The 13770-nt window shown below is 62.6% G+C and carries 14 protein-coding genes; 12 read left to right on the plus strand and 2 right to left on the minus strand.

Annotation, left to right across the window (positions count from 1 at the left end; translation table 11 throughout):
- Positions 1 to 45 precede the first annotated feature (45 nt).
- From BLR13_RS20880 to BLR13_RS20915, 8 genes are all read left to right on the plus strand, one after another.
- Positions 46 to 681 carry an exopolysaccharide biosynthesis protein gene (locus BLR13_RS20880; protein ID WP_079586100.1) on the plus strand — a complete coding sequence of 212 codons (636 nt, stop codon included), beginning with the start codon at positions 46 to 48 and terminating at the stop codon, positions 679 to 681.
- A gap of 87 nt (positions 682 to 768) precedes the next feature.
- Positions 769 to 951, plus strand: a complete 183-nt coding sequence (locus BLR13_RS20885) for a hypothetical protein (protein ID WP_074820016.1) — start codon at positions 769 to 771, stop codon at positions 949 to 951.
- A 185-nt stretch (positions 952 to 1136) separates the two neighbouring features.
- Entirely contained in the window at positions 1137 to 2120 is a 984-nt protein-coding gene (locus BLR13_RS20890; RefSeq protein WP_083387596.1) for a Bug family tripartite tricarboxylate transporter substrate binding protein, read from the plus strand.
- A 57-nt stretch (positions 2121 to 2177) separates the two neighbouring features.
- Positions 2178 to 2468, plus strand: coding sequence for a DUF1330 domain-containing protein (locus tag BLR13_RS20895; RefSeq protein WP_074820015.1), 291 nt, complete (start codon positions 2178 to 2180; stop codon positions 2466 to 2468).
- A 136-nt stretch (positions 2469 to 2604) separates the two neighbouring features.
- Complete coding sequence (locus BLR13_RS20900; protein ID WP_074820013.1) at positions 2605 to 3315, plus strand: SDR family NAD(P)-dependent oxidoreductase; 711 nt, start codon at positions 2605 to 2607, stop codon at positions 3313 to 3315.
- Between the two features lie 110 nt (positions 3316 to 3425).
- Complete coding sequence (locus BLR13_RS20905; RefSeq protein ID WP_074820012.1) at positions 3426 to 4787, plus strand: class-II fumarase/aspartase family protein; 1362 nt, start codon at positions 3426 to 3428, stop codon at positions 4785 to 4787.
- 220 nt (positions 4788 to 5007) lie between these two features.
- Complete coding sequence (locus BLR13_RS40265; RefSeq protein WP_143039704.1) at positions 5008 to 5298, plus strand: hypothetical protein; 291 nt, start codon at positions 5008 to 5010, stop codon at positions 5296 to 5298.
- A 204-nt stretch (positions 5299 to 5502) separates the two neighbouring features.
- Positions 5503 to 6237 (plus strand): sulfite exporter TauE/SafE family protein, encoded by a 735-nt coding sequence (locus BLR13_RS20915; protein WP_074831274.1) that lies wholly within the window; start codon positions 5503 to 5505, stop codon positions 6235 to 6237.
- 162 nt (positions 6238 to 6399) lie between these two features.
- On the opposite strand, the gene BLR13_RS20920 is transcribed toward BLR13_RS20915, so the two are convergent.
- Positions 6400 to 6915 carry a hypothetical protein gene (locus BLR13_RS20920; RefSeq protein WP_074820008.1) on the minus strand — a complete coding sequence of 172 codons (516 nt, stop codon included), beginning with the start codon at positions 6913 to 6915 and terminating at the stop codon, positions 6400 to 6402.
- Between the two features lie 564 nt (positions 6916 to 7479).
- On the opposite strand from BLR13_RS20920, the gene BLR13_RS20925 reads away from it, so the two are divergent.
- From BLR13_RS20925 to BLR13_RS20940, 4 genes are all read left to right on the plus strand, one after another.
- Positions 7480 to 9279 carry a hypothetical protein gene (locus BLR13_RS20925; protein ID WP_074820006.1) on the plus strand — a complete coding sequence of 600 codons (1800 nt, stop codon included), beginning with the start codon at positions 7480 to 7482 and terminating at the stop codon, positions 9277 to 9279.
- A 65-nt stretch (positions 9280 to 9344) separates the two neighbouring features.
- Positions 9345 to 10370, plus strand: coding sequence for a TAXI family TRAP transporter solute-binding subunit (locus BLR13_RS20930; protein ID WP_079587860.1), 1026 nt, complete (start codon positions 9345 to 9347; stop codon positions 10368 to 10370).
- Positions 10367 to 10981, plus strand: coding sequence for a type VI secretion system-associated protein TagO (locus BLR13_RS20935; protein WP_074820004.1), 615 nt, complete (start codon positions 10367 to 10369; stop codon positions 10979 to 10981). The genes BLR13_RS20930 and BLR13_RS20935 overlap by 4 nt, the downstream gene beginning before the upstream one ends.
- A gap of 326 nt (positions 10982 to 11307) precedes the next feature.
- Positions 11308 to 12564 (plus strand): aminopeptidase, encoded by a 1257-nt coding sequence (locus tag BLR13_RS20940; RefSeq protein ID WP_074820001.1) that lies wholly within the window; start codon positions 11308 to 11310, stop codon positions 12562 to 12564.
- Between the two features lie 132 nt (positions 12565 to 12696).
- Here BLR13_RS20940 and BLR13_RS20945 read toward each other — a convergent pair whose 3' ends face one another.
- Positions 12697 to 13746 (minus strand): amidohydrolase family protein, encoded by a 1050-nt coding sequence (locus BLR13_RS20945; protein WP_074820000.1) that lies wholly within the window; start codon positions 13744 to 13746, stop codon positions 12697 to 12699.
- Positions 13747 to 13770: the final 24 nt, after the last annotated feature.

Consider the following 13770-nt stretch of genomic DNA (forward strand, 5'->3'; position numbering starts at 1 on the left):
GCTACCGATTGCCGCTGCGGTGATTATTCAGCGGTAATCTGCTAGATGGCTTCGATGTTGCTCGACGATAATCCTTCAAAGCCGTCCCACGCCTACCCCCTGCCGATCCCGGTTTCCGCGACGCTGCTGGATCTGGTGACCAATCTTCCGGGCGATCATTTTACCATTGAATGGCTGTTGGGCCGGCTCGATCGCCGCTCCTTCGGGATCATTCTGCTTGTGATGTCGCTGGTCGCCATGGTGCCCGGCATTTCGATGCTGATCGGTCCGTTGCTTGCGATTCCGGCATTCGAAATGATGCTGGGACGAAGCGGGCCGAGCTTCCCGCGGCGCATCGCCATCTATCCGCTGCGCGCGGCTGCGCTCACCGGCGTCGTGAGGCGCGCGCTTCCCGTTGTTGTGGCGCTGGAGAAGATCGTCCATCCGCGATGGTCGATTCCGCCGAGGATGTCGAAACTGGCCGCGGGCGTTGCCATCCTGGCGTTGAGCGGCTTGTTTCTCGCACCCTTGCCCCTGATCCAGATCGTGCCGGCGCTGTTGGTCGCGTTGATCGCGCTGGCCTATCTCGAAGAGGACGGGTTGCTGCTCTGCCTCGCGCTGCTGGGCGCCTTTATCCTGCTGGCGGTGGCGACGGCGGCCGTTTGGGGCGCCGTCCTCGGGGCGATCCATATCGGCGGATGACGCGCTTTCGCGTGCTTTCGTTAACGAATGGTCACTAGGGTTACGGACGCGGCCGTGAATTGCACGTCGCGTACCTGATTGGCGGACATGATGCAGCAAATTGAAACCTTTGACCCGGTCGAGGCGCGGCGCAGTCGCTATGCTCAATACAGGGGCCAGGTCGCGAAGCTGACATTCGGCCTGTCCACCATAAAGGGTGTGGTGCGGTCGGTGCGTGAGGACAATTCCTCCAAGCCGGTGCGATGGTTGATCACCGTCGTTTCCCAGTAACACGGCAGCAAGCCCGGCTTCGACCGCTCCCGACGCCGTCGGTTGCGTGATGTGATCCGCAAGCCGCCATTTCAACCCGACATTCCATCTGACGGAAGCGGGCCGGTGCCGACCGGCTCGCTTTTTTGCGTGCCGCGATTTAAGAATAGGGCTCCCCGGCGAACCAAGAACAACAAGGAAATTCCGTGGCGGGCTCTGCGCGAAATACCATCATCGATCGTCGTTGCGTGCTCGCGCTGATCGGCGCGGCGCTGGCGCCAATTCCTGCGCAGGCCGCGCAATATCCGTCGCGGCCGATCAAGATCATCGTGCCGTTCGGGCCGGGCGGCTCAGGCGATATTTCCGCGCGCCTGATCGGCAAGCAGATCGAGGAGAAGACCAAACAGGCTGTCGTCGTCGATAACCGTCCGGGCGCCAACGGCATCATCGGCACCATGGCGGTGAAGACCGCCGAGCCCGACGGCTACACGGTGCTGCTGATCACCACCTCTACCCATGCGGCGAACGTCAGTCTCGTTCGCAACCTCAGCTACGATCCGGCGAAGGATTTTACCGTGGTCGGCGTGTTCCGTTCCAGCGGCAGCTATCTGATGGTGCGGCCGGAGGCGCCGTGGCGCGATCTCCCGAGCTTCGTCGCGGCCGCCAAGGCGGCACCGGGCAAACTGGTGTTCGGCTATTTCAACGCCTCGTCGCGCACCCCGCCGGAATATCTCGGCCGTCTCGCCGGGATCGAACTGCAGGGCGTGCCGTATCGCGCCATCGCCAATGCGATCGCCGACCTGATCTCCGGCGAAATCCACTGCCTGTTCATGGATACGACGGCGTCGAACCAGTACCTGCAAAGCGGCCAGCTACGGCCGCTGGCCATCACCAGCCTGACCCGCGCGCGGGCGACCCCCGACGTGCCCGCGGTGGCCGAAACCTTCCCGGGATTCCAGTTGACCGGCTTTCTCGGCATGGCCGTTCCCTCGGCGACGCCGCGGCAGACCGTCGAGCAATTGAACGGGTTGATCAACGAAGCCCTGACCGCGCCCGAAGTGCGGCGGCGGATGGACGAGTTCGGCCTGTCCTATGACATCACCGACCTCGCGGCCTGCGAGGCCGAGGTGCGGGCCGAACGCGAGCGCTGGACCGAATATACACGGGTCGCCGGCATCCGGCCGGAGTGACGCATTAAATAGAGGGTAGAACTGCAATCGAAGATAGACGCGTAATCGAGGATAGCGATGGCAGTATACATCATCGCGCAACTGAAGTTCACCCGCCGCGAGCTCTACGATCGTTACCAGTCGCACTTCATGGGCGTGTTCCGGAAATTCAGGGGCAAGCTATTGGTGGCTGACGCGCACCCGGTCGTCCTCGAAGGCGAGTGGCCGCGCGACAAGGTCGTGATCATGGAATTTCCCGACGCCGCCGCGGCGCAGGAATTTCAGACATCGCCGGAGTATCAGGAGATCTCGGTCGATCGCAAAGCGGGAGCGGAGGCCATCGTGCTGACGGTGCGGGGGCTGTCCTGAGCGAAGCTGCCTGACATCGCGCCCCTCATATCCTCGTGAACATCGGTTGCCGCGCCGGCCGGCGCGATTGTAATCATGACGACCGTCATATAAATCTGCTGCCCTTACTCTTCGATGCAACGCGGGAGCGGCAGCCATGGCAACGGCAATCATCATCGGCGTGGGTCCCGATCAGGGCCTCGGCGCGCAGCTCTGCAAGCGGTTCGCGGCCGAAGGCCTGAACATTCTGGTGGCCGGCCGCACCAAACCGGCGCTGGACGCGGTCGTGGCCGACATCGTCGCAGCTGGCGGACGTGCCACGGCCGTTGTGGCGGACGCCACCGTTGAGGCCGATATCGTCGCGCTGTTCGACAAGGCCGGCGCCGACCTCGAGCTTGCCATCTACAATGCCGGCAACAACACGCCGGGCAAGATCATCGACATGGAAACCGGCTATTTCGAACAGAGCTGGCGCGTGGTCTGCTTCGGCGGTTTTCTGTTCGGGCGCGAGGCCGTTCGCCGCCTGGTGCCGAAAGGTTTTGGTTCGCTGCTGTTCACGGGGGCGAGCGCATCGTTGCGCGGACGTTCCGGCTACGGCGCGTTCAATTCGTCGAAGGCCGGACTTCGGACGCTGGCACAGGCGATGGCGAAGGAATATGCCGCCGACGGCATTCACGTCGGCCATGTCGTCGTGGACGGCCCGATCGGCGGCGAGAAAATCATGAAACGCTTCCCCGACGCCGCCGGCCGCGAGGAGCGCCTGATCAGCATCGCTGGGATCGTCGATGGCTTCGTCTTCCTGCACAAGCAGCCGCGCCGGGCCTGGTCGTTCGAACTCGACGTGCGGACATCGCAAGAGAGCTGGTGACCTGAACCGGTGATCCAAAGGCCGGCGAAACACGCGGCTTTCCCAACACGAAGCGATTGTGGCATGACACTATTCCGGCGCTCGCCAAAATTTGCCGTCAGGAATTCGCCATGCCCGCTTTTCCGACCTCGACCACCGTTCTCGACTCGATCCTGTTCCGCGACGCCTTCGGGACGCCGGCGATGCGCGAGGTGTTTTCGGATTTCAGCCTGATCTCGCGCTATGCCGAGGTCGAGGTTGCGCTGGCAAAGGCCGAGGCACGCTGCGGGGTGATCCCGGCGGAGGCCGCCGTTGAGATCGCGAAGCGGACCGACGTCTCGGCGCTCGATTTCGACCTGCTGCGCCGCGAGACCGATATCGTCGGCTATCCGATCCTGCCGCTGGTGCACCAGATGGCGAAGCAATGCGGCGACGCCGGGCGCTATGTGCATTGGGGCGCGACCACGCAGGACATCATGGATACCGCCGTGATCCTGCAGGTGCGCGCCGGCCTTGATATCATCGAGGCTGATATTGCCGAACTGCGCAGCATCCTCGCCGGGCTTTCGAAGCGCTATCGCGATACGCCGATGGCGGGCCGCACCCATCTGCAGCAGGCGCTGCCGGTAACGTTCGGCTACAAGACCGCGATCTATCTGGCGATGTTCGACCGCCACGCCGAACGCCTGGCGCAACTGAAGCCGCGTGTACTGGTCGGCCAGTTCGCCGGCGCCGCCGGCACGCTGGCGTCGCTCGGGACCAGGGGCTTCGAGGTGCAGCAGGCGCTGTGCGAGGAGCTTGGCCTCGGCGTGCCGGTCTCCACCTGGCACGTCGCGCGCGACGGGCTGGCGGAAGTGATGAATTTCTTCGGCCTCGTCACCGGTTCGCTCGGCAAGATCGCGCTCGACATCATGATGATGGCCTCGACCGAATTCGGCGAGGTCTACGAGCCCTTCGTCAAGGGCCGCGGCGCGTCCTCGACCATGCCGCAGAAACGCAATCCGATTTCCTCGGAGCTGATGCTGGCGGCAGCCAAGGGCGTGCGCCAGCACGCAGGCCTGATGCTGGACGCGATGGTGCAGGATTTCGAGCGCGCCACGGGTCCCTGGCATGCCGAATGGATGGCGATCCCGGAAAGTTTCGTGCTGACCGCCGGCAGCCTGCATCAGGCAAAATTCGCGCTCGGCGGCCTCATCGTCGACGAAAAGAAAATGGCCGAAAACCTCGACATCAGCCGCGGGCTGATCGTCGCCGAGGCCGTGATGATGGGGCTGGCGCCTGACATGGGGCGGCAGGAAGCGCATGATGTCGTCTATGACGCCTGTCGTGTCGCCAATGACAAGGGCATGACGCTCGCGGATGCACTGTCGGCGGACCCGCGGGTTTCCGAACGCATCGATCGCGCGACGATCGATCGCCTGACCTCGCCGAAGAACTATCTCGGCCTTGCGCCTCAAATGGTGGACCGGGTCCTCGCCGCATCGAAGCGCTGACTTGACCTGCATCAAACGACGGCGAAGTGGCGCCTTCTGAACCGGCAATGTGATGCGTTTCGATGCATCTCAAGGATTTATCAAGCGCCCCTCAAGGTCCCTCACATCTATTTGTGCGAGCGACGCGCGAAGTCTGTGAAAGATATCACAGGATTCATGCGCGATCGCTGACATGTTGCCCTCGCGAAATCAAAACCAACCAACACCATGGTCATCAGCGATGCGCGATATTGAAGCTGCATCTCGTCAGCGAGTGAAGCGCAAGAATATCTTCGTCCGTATCCTCGAAGCGCTTCACGCTTCGCGACGCCTCGAAGCCCGGCGCGTGCTTCGCCGCTACGATCATTTGATCGAGCGGCATCAGACGATTGACGCTGTCAGCATCGTGCCCGACGCATCACACCCGGAAGAAGGTCATCGAAATGCCCACGGAAATAAATCGTCCATCCGCGCCGACGATCGGGCCCGCCGGAACGCCGCCGGTCACTCTGCCCGGGATCAATACGCCTGATTCTCCCTCGCTCGGCCTCACGCCGCTCGCCATCGCCGCCATTCTTGCATTGGTCCTCCACGTCGCCGGCGGCGTCATGCTCGACCGTTCGCATGCGAGCCCGATGGCCGCGGCATTTGACGATTGCGTGACGTGCCCGGCGGAGGCCAGCCCGCCACAGCCACCCCTGCCGTACGACTAGTCTGCATTACCGGAGTGAAGGCCATGCCGGATCTGGCAACGAATGTTCTGCTGAGCGTTGCCGTGTTCGCCGGGGCCTTCGTCTCGGGCCTGGCCGGTTTCGCCTTTTCCGCGGTCGCCGGCGCCATCCTGCTTCGCATTTTCCAGCCGCTGGAGGCGGTGCCGCTGATGATGGCCTGCAGCATCGGCGTGCAGGCGGCCAATCTGTGGGCACTGCGGCGGAACATCCAGTGGGAGGGCAGTCTGCTTTTGATCGTCGGCGGCGCGCTTGGGATTCCGATTGCCGTCCACCTGCTGCAGAGCGCCGACACCTCCATTCTCCGGGCGAGCTTCGGCATCGTTGTCGCTCTCTATGCCGGTTACATGCTGTTCCGCCCGGCGCTGACACGCGCCGATGGTGGGGCCAGCCGGCGCCTTACTGCGCTGGTCGGGTTCGGGGGCGGATTGATCGGCGGACTGACGGCGATGCCGGGCGCCATTCCCACGATCTGGTGCGACATGCGCGGCATGCCGAGGGGCGACCAGCGCGGACTGGTACAGCCTTTCATCGCCATCATGCAGATATTTGCCTTGGTGCTGCTGCTGGAGCGCCACGGTCTGTCTTCCAAGGTAGTGATCGACCTCGCGATCAGCCTACCGGCGCTGTTTGCCGGTTCCGCGCTCGGCATTCTTGCATTCCGGAACATCAACGAGATCGGCTTCCGCCGGACCATTCTTGTACTATTGTTGGTGTCAGGCGCTTCGCTCGTTTTGGCCTGATGTCGTGACTTGACGTCGTGATTTGGGCCGGAGGCTGGCGGAGCCACCATATCCAACAGCATTTGGCCGGAACAAAATGACCGCACATCAGCGCAATCTCGCCGACCATACCTGCCGATCCCGGGGTCGATCAGGAACGGGGGAATAAGGCTGCAGTTGCCATCAGGGTCGCAGGTAACTCCAGCCTCGCTCTTGCAGTTCCATGAGCCGAACAACTCCAGATTTGACGACCTTCGCCTGCGAGATCAGGGGAATTTCTTTCCCTTCAGCTCTTGTCATATTCTCTTGAGTATTCCCGCATGCAGAGAACACCAGTTCCGGCATGCTTTCGCTCATGGACTTGATGCGCGCTTTCACTGGAGAGGTGTCATCTCGCAGCATGTGAAGTCCTGGTCCAAAGGCGACCAGTTCGATCTCGACCTTTTGGCCGGTCGCGCTGTAATGCTGAGCGACATTGCTCATGTTATTGAGAGCGAGATTCATGACAACGGGGTCATTGACGTCGACCTGTACAGCCAGCCGATGTGATCCCTCTCGGCTCGGGGCGGTGATGATTTTGGCGGGAGCACCGACTTTGGCTGAAGCGCCCATTTGCGCGGAACTGCCAACCTGTGCGTTCACCACCAGTGCCAGCGCAAAGAAGGCCGCCCCGGTGAAGACGATGAATGATCTGTTCATGGCGGGTTTCCCTTGAGTGAGCAGGCCCAAGTTCACGCCGCAGCGTAGTCAGGCGCGAATAAGCGGGTCAAGAACGTTCCACCTCAAGAACGGGCGATCTACTTAATAGCAGCAATGGGCGCGGCTACCCCGTGTTGACTACCTCCATTGAGATATCGACAAGCGACCTGCGAAAGCTCTGTCATGACAAAGACCATGCTCTGAGAGCCATGAGTTATCGCGATGGCCTTGCAGGTTATTGTGGCAGCATCCAGGGACAGAAACCTGGTCCTCCCGGCGGATCAAGATGCCGGTGACATAACCACTGCGCGTCGGGCAATGCACCCAGGCGCCTCGGTTGCTTATTGCCCAACCGACCGGCGAGGGGGCTTCAAAATGGTGGACGGCTCAGGCGAAAAAAGCAGAACCGTAGCGCGCGGATGCATTGCTGCAGGAGCATGTGTTCTGTGGCTCCTCATTGGAGCTGTGGGAGACCAAGGATTATGTGGTGAAAGCGATCCCCTTGCCAGGGCTTTCGGTGCACCTGAGAAGGGACGTGAGCCGGCCTCCCTGCAGGACGTATCCTTGGTTGCCGAGACGAGCGGAGAGCGAAAGCAGTCCCTTCAACAGCAAGAGCCGTGGGACAGAGGCGAAGCCCTTGCACGTGCGCTTACCTCGTCGCTCCGCGAGGAACTCGATGCGGTGCGGTCAGCGGCTGAAATGGCGAGGATCAAGCAAACACAGGCGCTCGATCGAGAGCGAGATCGGGCAGACACCCTCGCGCGCGAGCTCGACAAGATGCGGATCGTAGGCGTGGAAGCCGTGCAGGCCATCGAGGCGGAGATCAGGCAAAGGCAGGCGTTCGAACAGGAGCGAGGCAGGGCGGACGCCCTCGAGCGGGAGCTTACCTCGCTCCGGGCCGAACTCGATGCAGCGCGAATCGTGCCTCCGGAAGCGGCGCAAGCCGCCGAGGCGGAGATCAACCAAAGACAGGCGCGCGAACAGGCGCTTAAACAGGAGCGCGACAGGGCAGACACTCTTGCGCGTGAATTAACCTCGCTGCGGGCGGAGTTCGATGCGGCGCGGACCGCGGGCGTCGATGCCGCGCAGGCCACCGACGCGAAGATCAAGCAAAGGCAGGCGCTCGAACAGACGCTTAAAGAGGAGCGCGACAGGGCAGGCGCCCTTGCGCGCGAATTAACCTCGCTACGGGCGGAACTCGATACGGCGCGTGCCGCGAGCGTCGATGCCGCGCAAGCCGCTGACGCGAAGATCAAGCAAAGGCAGGCGCTCGAACAGACGCTTAAAGAGGAGCGCAACAGGGCAGACACCCTTGCGCGCGAATTAACCTCGCTGCGGGCGGAGTTCGATGCGGCGCGGACCGCGGCACCGGAAGCATCGCAAGCCGCCGAGGCGGAGATCATGCAAAGGCAGGCGCTCGAACAGACGCTTAAACAGGAGCGCGACAGGGCAGACACCCTTGCGCGCGAACGCACCTCGCTGCGGGCGGAACTCGATACGGCGCGTGCCGCGGGCGTCGATGCCGCGCAAGCCGCTGCGGCAGCAAAGGTCGAACAAAAGCAGGCCCTTGATAGGGAGCGTGACAAGGCCGAGACGCTCGCCCGCGAACTTGCCTCGGCGCGCAAAGGGGTCGAGGAGCGCTCCGCGCTTCTCGCTGCCGCGTACGCTGAAGTCTTGCGGGCGACAGAGACAAACAGCGCCGTCGCGGGGCAGCAGCAACAGGCTCTGGCCAGTGAGCGCAGTCGTGCCGACGGCCTGGCGCGCGAACTTGCTTCTGTCAGGAACGAACTCGAAGCCGGCAACCGACAGATCGCCGCCTTCAATGCTCCTCGTGCTCCGCAGTCAAGCGACTTGGCCGCAAATGGCTCGCAGGAGTCGAAGATCGGTTCCCCTCAGAGGGCGACCGTGGGAAGCGGGCGCTCACCAGAACGGATTTCCGGCGAAGCCGTCGCTTCGAGTTCTGAACGGTCGCCTGCTCCGGAATTGCCGCGCCCGGAGGCGCAGGTGACTGCTCGCGACGGCGCGCCGGGCTTGAAGCCGAAAGTCGCCACCGGGACAGAGCAATCTACGTCGGCGAGTGCCGCATCCCACTTCCTCCCGGACGAGCAGAGACTGCTCGCTCGGGCAAGCGCATTGCTTCGGCAAGCTGATATCAGCGGTGCCCGCTCATTGCTGGAGCACGCGGTTGAGCGTGGCAGCGCGCGTGCTGCCTTTATGTTGGCCGAGACTTACGACGCGCGCGTGCTGCAATCGTGGGGCGCGCGCGGAATCTCCGGTGATCTGCCGAAGGCGCGCGAGCTGTATGCACGGGCGCAGGCGGGCGGCATCGAAGATGCGAAGGGGCGGATAGAACGTTCCAAATAGCGATCAGATCGTGGCCCGGCGACCGGACGCTAGTCCGCGGAAGGATGGAGGTATCCATGTCGTTCATGAAGCTTTCTACGGTAGCAATGGCCACGATGACCTTGGCCGTACTCGGCCTGCAGTTGTCGGCCAATGCTCGATCCCGCCCGGCCCGTGAGACGCCGGCGGCAGCAGCGGCGAGTCAGGCTGACATAATGGCGAGAGAACGCATCAATGCATGGACCGTCGGTCTCGCCGGTGGGTTCATCGAAGGTGCTCCGCTTCGTCTCGCGGCAGAGATTGCCCGTGTCGTGAATGAGCAGGACAAGCTTCACGTCATCCCGATCGTGACGCAAGGTGCAACCGAAAATGTCAACTCGCTGCTATATCTCAAGGGTGTTGATGCGGCCATCATCAACACCGATGTACTTGACGAGTACAAGGCTCAGGTGCCGTTCATCGAACGGCGGCTTGTCTACATTCTGAACCTCTTTCCATCCGAATTGCACATTTTCGTTCGACCCGAGGTCCGGTCGCTCGAGGACCTCAGGGGCAAAAAGGTCAACTTCAACACGCAAGGCACGGCAGCCGCCTATTCCGGTCCACTGATCTTCAGCCGCTTGGGGCTAAATGTGGACAAGATGTTCATTCCGCACCAGGTGGCATTGGAGCAAATGAAGCGTGGAGAAGTCTCGGCCGTCGTATTTGTGACGTCGAAGCCGGTTGACGCTTTTCTGAAGGGGCGCTGGGAGCCGGGTTTCAAGTTTCTTGCCGTCGAATACGACGCCAAATTCGAGGACTACTATCTTCCGTCATCGATCGAGGCGACGGATTATCCGAGTCTGGTACCGAAAGGTGAGCGGATCGCAACGCTCGCCGTCCCCACCATCCTTGCCGCCTACAACTGGCCTGAACAGTCCGACCGATACCAGCGCGTGGCGCGCTTCGTAGATTACCTGTTCGGTCGCCTCGACAGATTGCAGTCCGCCGGCTTCGATCCGAAGTGGAAGGAAGTCAACCTGCGCGCCAACGTGCCGAGTCTCGGGCGGTTCCGGCCGGCGCAGGAATGGCTTGATCGTCCGCAATCCGTAACTGCTGGGCGGTCACCGTGAAGGGCGTGGCTGCCCTCGCGGTGACGCTGCTCTCAAGCCTGACCCAGGTGGTGTGCGTTCAAGCCGGTGATGCCGTCGACCGCCTGAAGGCGTGCTCACAGTTTGAGGGCATGGCGCGGTTGAAGTGCGTCGACGAGCTCTTTCAGGAGATGGCACCTGAACCCGCCCCGGCTCAAGGGCCGAACTGGATCATCAGCGAGACGACCTCTCCTGTGGACTATAGGCCGCAGATCGCAGCGCTGACGACGACAGGTGCAACGTCGCAAGACGCTCCGTCTTCACTCGGCATTCATTGTCGCGCCGGTCGCACGGAGTTGATCATCTCCACGACGGGTTCCTGGAAACAGGCCTCGGATGCGGAAATGAAAGTCGCTTACGCAATCAACGAAGAGCCGCCTGTCGAACGGCGCTGGAGACTCACGGAGGCGGGGAGAAGTCTGGTCTTTCAGGGCGACGTCGTTGGCTTGCTCCGCTCAATGCCGGATGGCGGCCGGATTCTCGTTAGAGTGTTAGCTGGAAAATCTCCGCCATCCGAAGGCACGTTCAAATTGGCTGGCCTGGATGCCGTCCGGCGCAAGATCGGGACGGCATGCAATTGGCCTCAGCCCTGATCAACCCATCGCGATCTGCAGCGCGCCGAAAACCCGGCGCCAGCGTTCACTTCCACCCGATCGCGCCACCGTCTGGGCGTCCAAGTCGCGGCTCGCAAGAAGACTACCAAGCATGCGCCCGACATGGTCGACCGGCGACCAGCCGGAAGGAGTCGTTGAGGGGCCTGCGCTTGCTATCGCGGCACGCTTTTCGGTATTTCGCTCGCCTTTGCGTGATCGGTTAACCCGACCGGGAACCTTGCGGACGCGGATCGATTCGGACTACGAGTCGTTTTCGTCCTGCAGTTCGAATCCGCCACCCTCTCAAACAATATCGCCGGTAAACCATGACCGCACACCAACGCAACCTTTCCGCCTCGATCGATCCCGTCAAACTCGACCGCCTCGCCGAGGTCGCCGTCAAGGTCGGCCTGCAATTGCAGCCGGGCCAGGACCTGCTGTTGACTGCGCCTTCGGTCGCGCTGCCACTGGTGCGCCGGATCGCCGAACATGCCTACAAGGCCGGTGCCGGTATCGTGACCCCGTTCCTCTCGGACGAGGAGATCACGCTGTCGCGCTACCGCTACGCCCACGACAACAGCTTCGATCGCGCCGCCGGCTGGCTCTACGAGGGCATGGCGAAGGCGTTCGGCGCCAATACCGCGCGGCTCGCCATCGTCGGCGACAATCCGATGCTGCTGTCGGGCGAGGATCCGGCGAAAGTCGCGCGCGCCAGCAAGGCCAATTCGATGGCCTATCAGCCGGCGCTGGAAAAAATCGTCAATTTCGAAACCAACTGGAACATCATCGCCTATCCGAGCCCAGCCTGGGCAAAACAGGTCTTCCCGGACGTGCCGGAAGATGTCGCGGTGGCGAAGCTGGCCGATGCGATCTTCGCGGCCTCGCGCGTCGACAAGGATGGCGCGGTGGCGAACTGGGAGAAGCACAACGCGGTGCTGCGCGAGCGCACCAACTGGCTCAACGGCCAGCGCTTCCATGCGCTGAAATATTCGGGTCCGGGCACCGATCTCACCATTGGATTGGCCGACGGCCATGAATGGGAAGGCGGCGCCTCGACCGCCAAGAACGGCATCACCTGCAACGCCAATATTCCGACCGAGGAAGTCTTCACCACGCCGCATTGCCGGCGCGTCAGCGGGCACGTCGTCTCATCCAAGCCGCTGTCCTATCAGGGCACTCTGATCGACAACATCTCGGTGCGGTTCGAGGAAGGCCGCATCGTCGAGGCCAGGGCCTCGCGCGGCGAGGAAGTGCTGAAGAAGGTTCTGGACACCGACGAGGGTGCGTCGCGCCTCGGCGAAGTGGCGCTGGTGCCGCATTCGTCGCCGATCTCGAAAAGCGGGCTGCTGTTCTTCAACACGCTGTTCGACGAGAATGCGGCCTCGCATATCGCGCTCGGCCAGTGTTACTCGAAATGCTTCATCGACGGCGGCAACCTGACGCCCGAGCAGATCGCAGCCCAGGGTGGCAACAAGAGCCTGATTCACATCGACTGGATGATCGGCTCGGCCGAAACCGACATCGACGGCATCCATGCCGATGGCCGCGTCGTCCCGGTGTTCCGCAAGGGCGAGTGGGCGTAGCGATAGCGTTTTCGAGCGAAGCATGCCCTCGGACTTGATCCGTGGGTGGACGCCGGTTCGCGTCAAGAAAACGCGTCAAAAATAAGTAGAGCCCGGTTCTGAACCGGGCTCTTGCGCCCACCGCCGTCGCGATCAATCGAACTTCAGTTTATAGAAGTCGGTCGCGGTCTTCGAGAACAGCGCGGTCTTTTCAGCCTCGCTGTATTGCGCGCTGAGCCGCTTGAAGGCGTTGAAGATCACCGGATAGCTGCACTGGCCCTTGTCGGGCGGAAAGTTGCTCTCGAACATGCAACGGTTGGGCCCGAAGGCCTCGATGCAAGTCTCGATATAGGGACGCCACGCGGCGGCGGCTTCTTCCGAAGACGGCGGCTTTGGCCGCAGATGAAAGTCGTAGCCGAGCAGGCACATTGCGAGCCCGCCGAGCTTGACGACGACATTCTGGCATTTGGCGATTTCCTGGATCGAGGCTTTCCAGACCGGGAACGTCTCCTCGCGCTTGCCGGCGAAGCGGCCGAGGCCAACCGGACCGCCGCAATGGTCGAGCACGATTTTGGTGTCAGGAAAGGCGCGGGCGAGATCGGTGAGTTCGCCGATCTGCGGATGAAACAGCCAGGCATCGAAGCTGAGGCCGAGCGGCGCGAGGCAAGCAAAGCCCTTGCGGAAGACAGGATCCAGCAGCAGGCCTTGCGGCCGCGTCGCGTACATGCCGGCGACGTTGGGATCCGCGTCCCAGGCCGAGGAATGCCGGATGCCGCGAAAGCGGCCGTTGCCGGCGACGATTTCCGCCTCCAGCACCGGCCGGGCTGCTTCGCCGAGCAAAAGATTGACGTGGCTGACGATCCCGGCGCAGAGCGCGGCCTTGCCATAGCCGCCGCTGGCCGCCATCGCCGCGACGCCGTTGGCGAACTCGACCTCGCCGACGGGGCGAAACGCTTCCGGTCCGTTGGCGCGGTACATCGAACGGCAATCGACATAGACGGTCGCGACGACGTTATGGCCGGAGGCGACATCATCAGCCATCTCCTCGATCATGTAGTGCAGCCCGCCGCGGTGCCAGAGATGGTGATGCGGATCGACGATCGGGCGCGCCGGGTCGATGATTTCCTCGGTGTGCAGCGCAAGCCAGTCTTCGCGCGGATCGGCATAGAGCCCGCTCTTGGCGGCGGCTGCAGTACTGGTCATCGTTTCACTCCCTGAGTTTTCGGT

The sequence above is a fragment of the Bradyrhizobium ottawaense genome, assembly GCF_900099825.1.
Taxonomy (GTDB): Bacteria; Pseudomonadota; Alphaproteobacteria; order Rhizobiales; family Xanthobacteraceae; genus Bradyrhizobium; species Bradyrhizobium ottawaense_A.

Bases quoted from the DNA above. Each gene is read 5' to 3' on its own strand.
- BLR13_RS20880 (WP_079586100.1), top strand. From the start codon at position 46: ATGGCTTCGATGTTGCTCGACGATAATCCTTCAAAGCCGTCCCACGCC.
- BLR13_RS20885 (WP_074820016.1), top strand. From the start codon at position 769: ATGATGCAGCAAATTGAAACCTTTGACCCGGTCGAGGCGCGGCGCAGT.
- BLR13_RS20895 (WP_074820015.1), top strand. From the start codon at position 2,178: ATGGCAGTATACATCATCGCGCAACTGAAGTTCACCCGCCGCGAGCTC.
- BLR13_RS20900 (WP_074820013.1), top strand. From the start codon at position 2,605: ATGGCAACGGCAATCATCATCGGCGTGGGTCCCGATCAGGGCCTCGGC.
- BLR13_RS20905 (WP_074820012.1), top strand. From the start codon at position 3,426: ATGCCCGCTTTTCCGACCTCGACCACCGTTCTCGACTCGATCCTGTTC.
- BLR13_RS40265 (WP_143039704.1), top strand. From the start codon at position 5,008: ATGCGCGATATTGAAGCTGCATCTCGTCAGCGAGTGAAGCGCAAGAAT.
- BLR13_RS20915 (WP_074831274.1), top strand. From the start codon at position 5,503: ATGCCGGATCTGGCAACGAATGTTCTGCTGAGCGTTGCCGTGTTCGCC.
- BLR13_RS20920 (WP_074820008.1), bottom strand. From the start codon at position 6,915: ATGAACAGATCATTCATCGTCTTCACCGGGGCGGCCTTCTTTGCGCTG.
- BLR13_RS20930 (WP_079587860.1), top strand. From the start codon at position 9,345: ATGAAGCTTTCTACGGTAGCAATGGCCACGATGACCTTGGCCGTACTC.
- BLR13_RS20940 (WP_074820001.1), top strand. From the start codon at position 11,308: ATGACCGCACACCAACGCAACCTTTCCGCCTCGATCGATCCCGTCAAA.
- BLR13_RS20945 (WP_074820000.1), bottom strand. From the start codon at position 13,746: ATGACCAGTACTGCAGCCGCCGCCAAGAGCGGGCTCTATGCCGATCCG.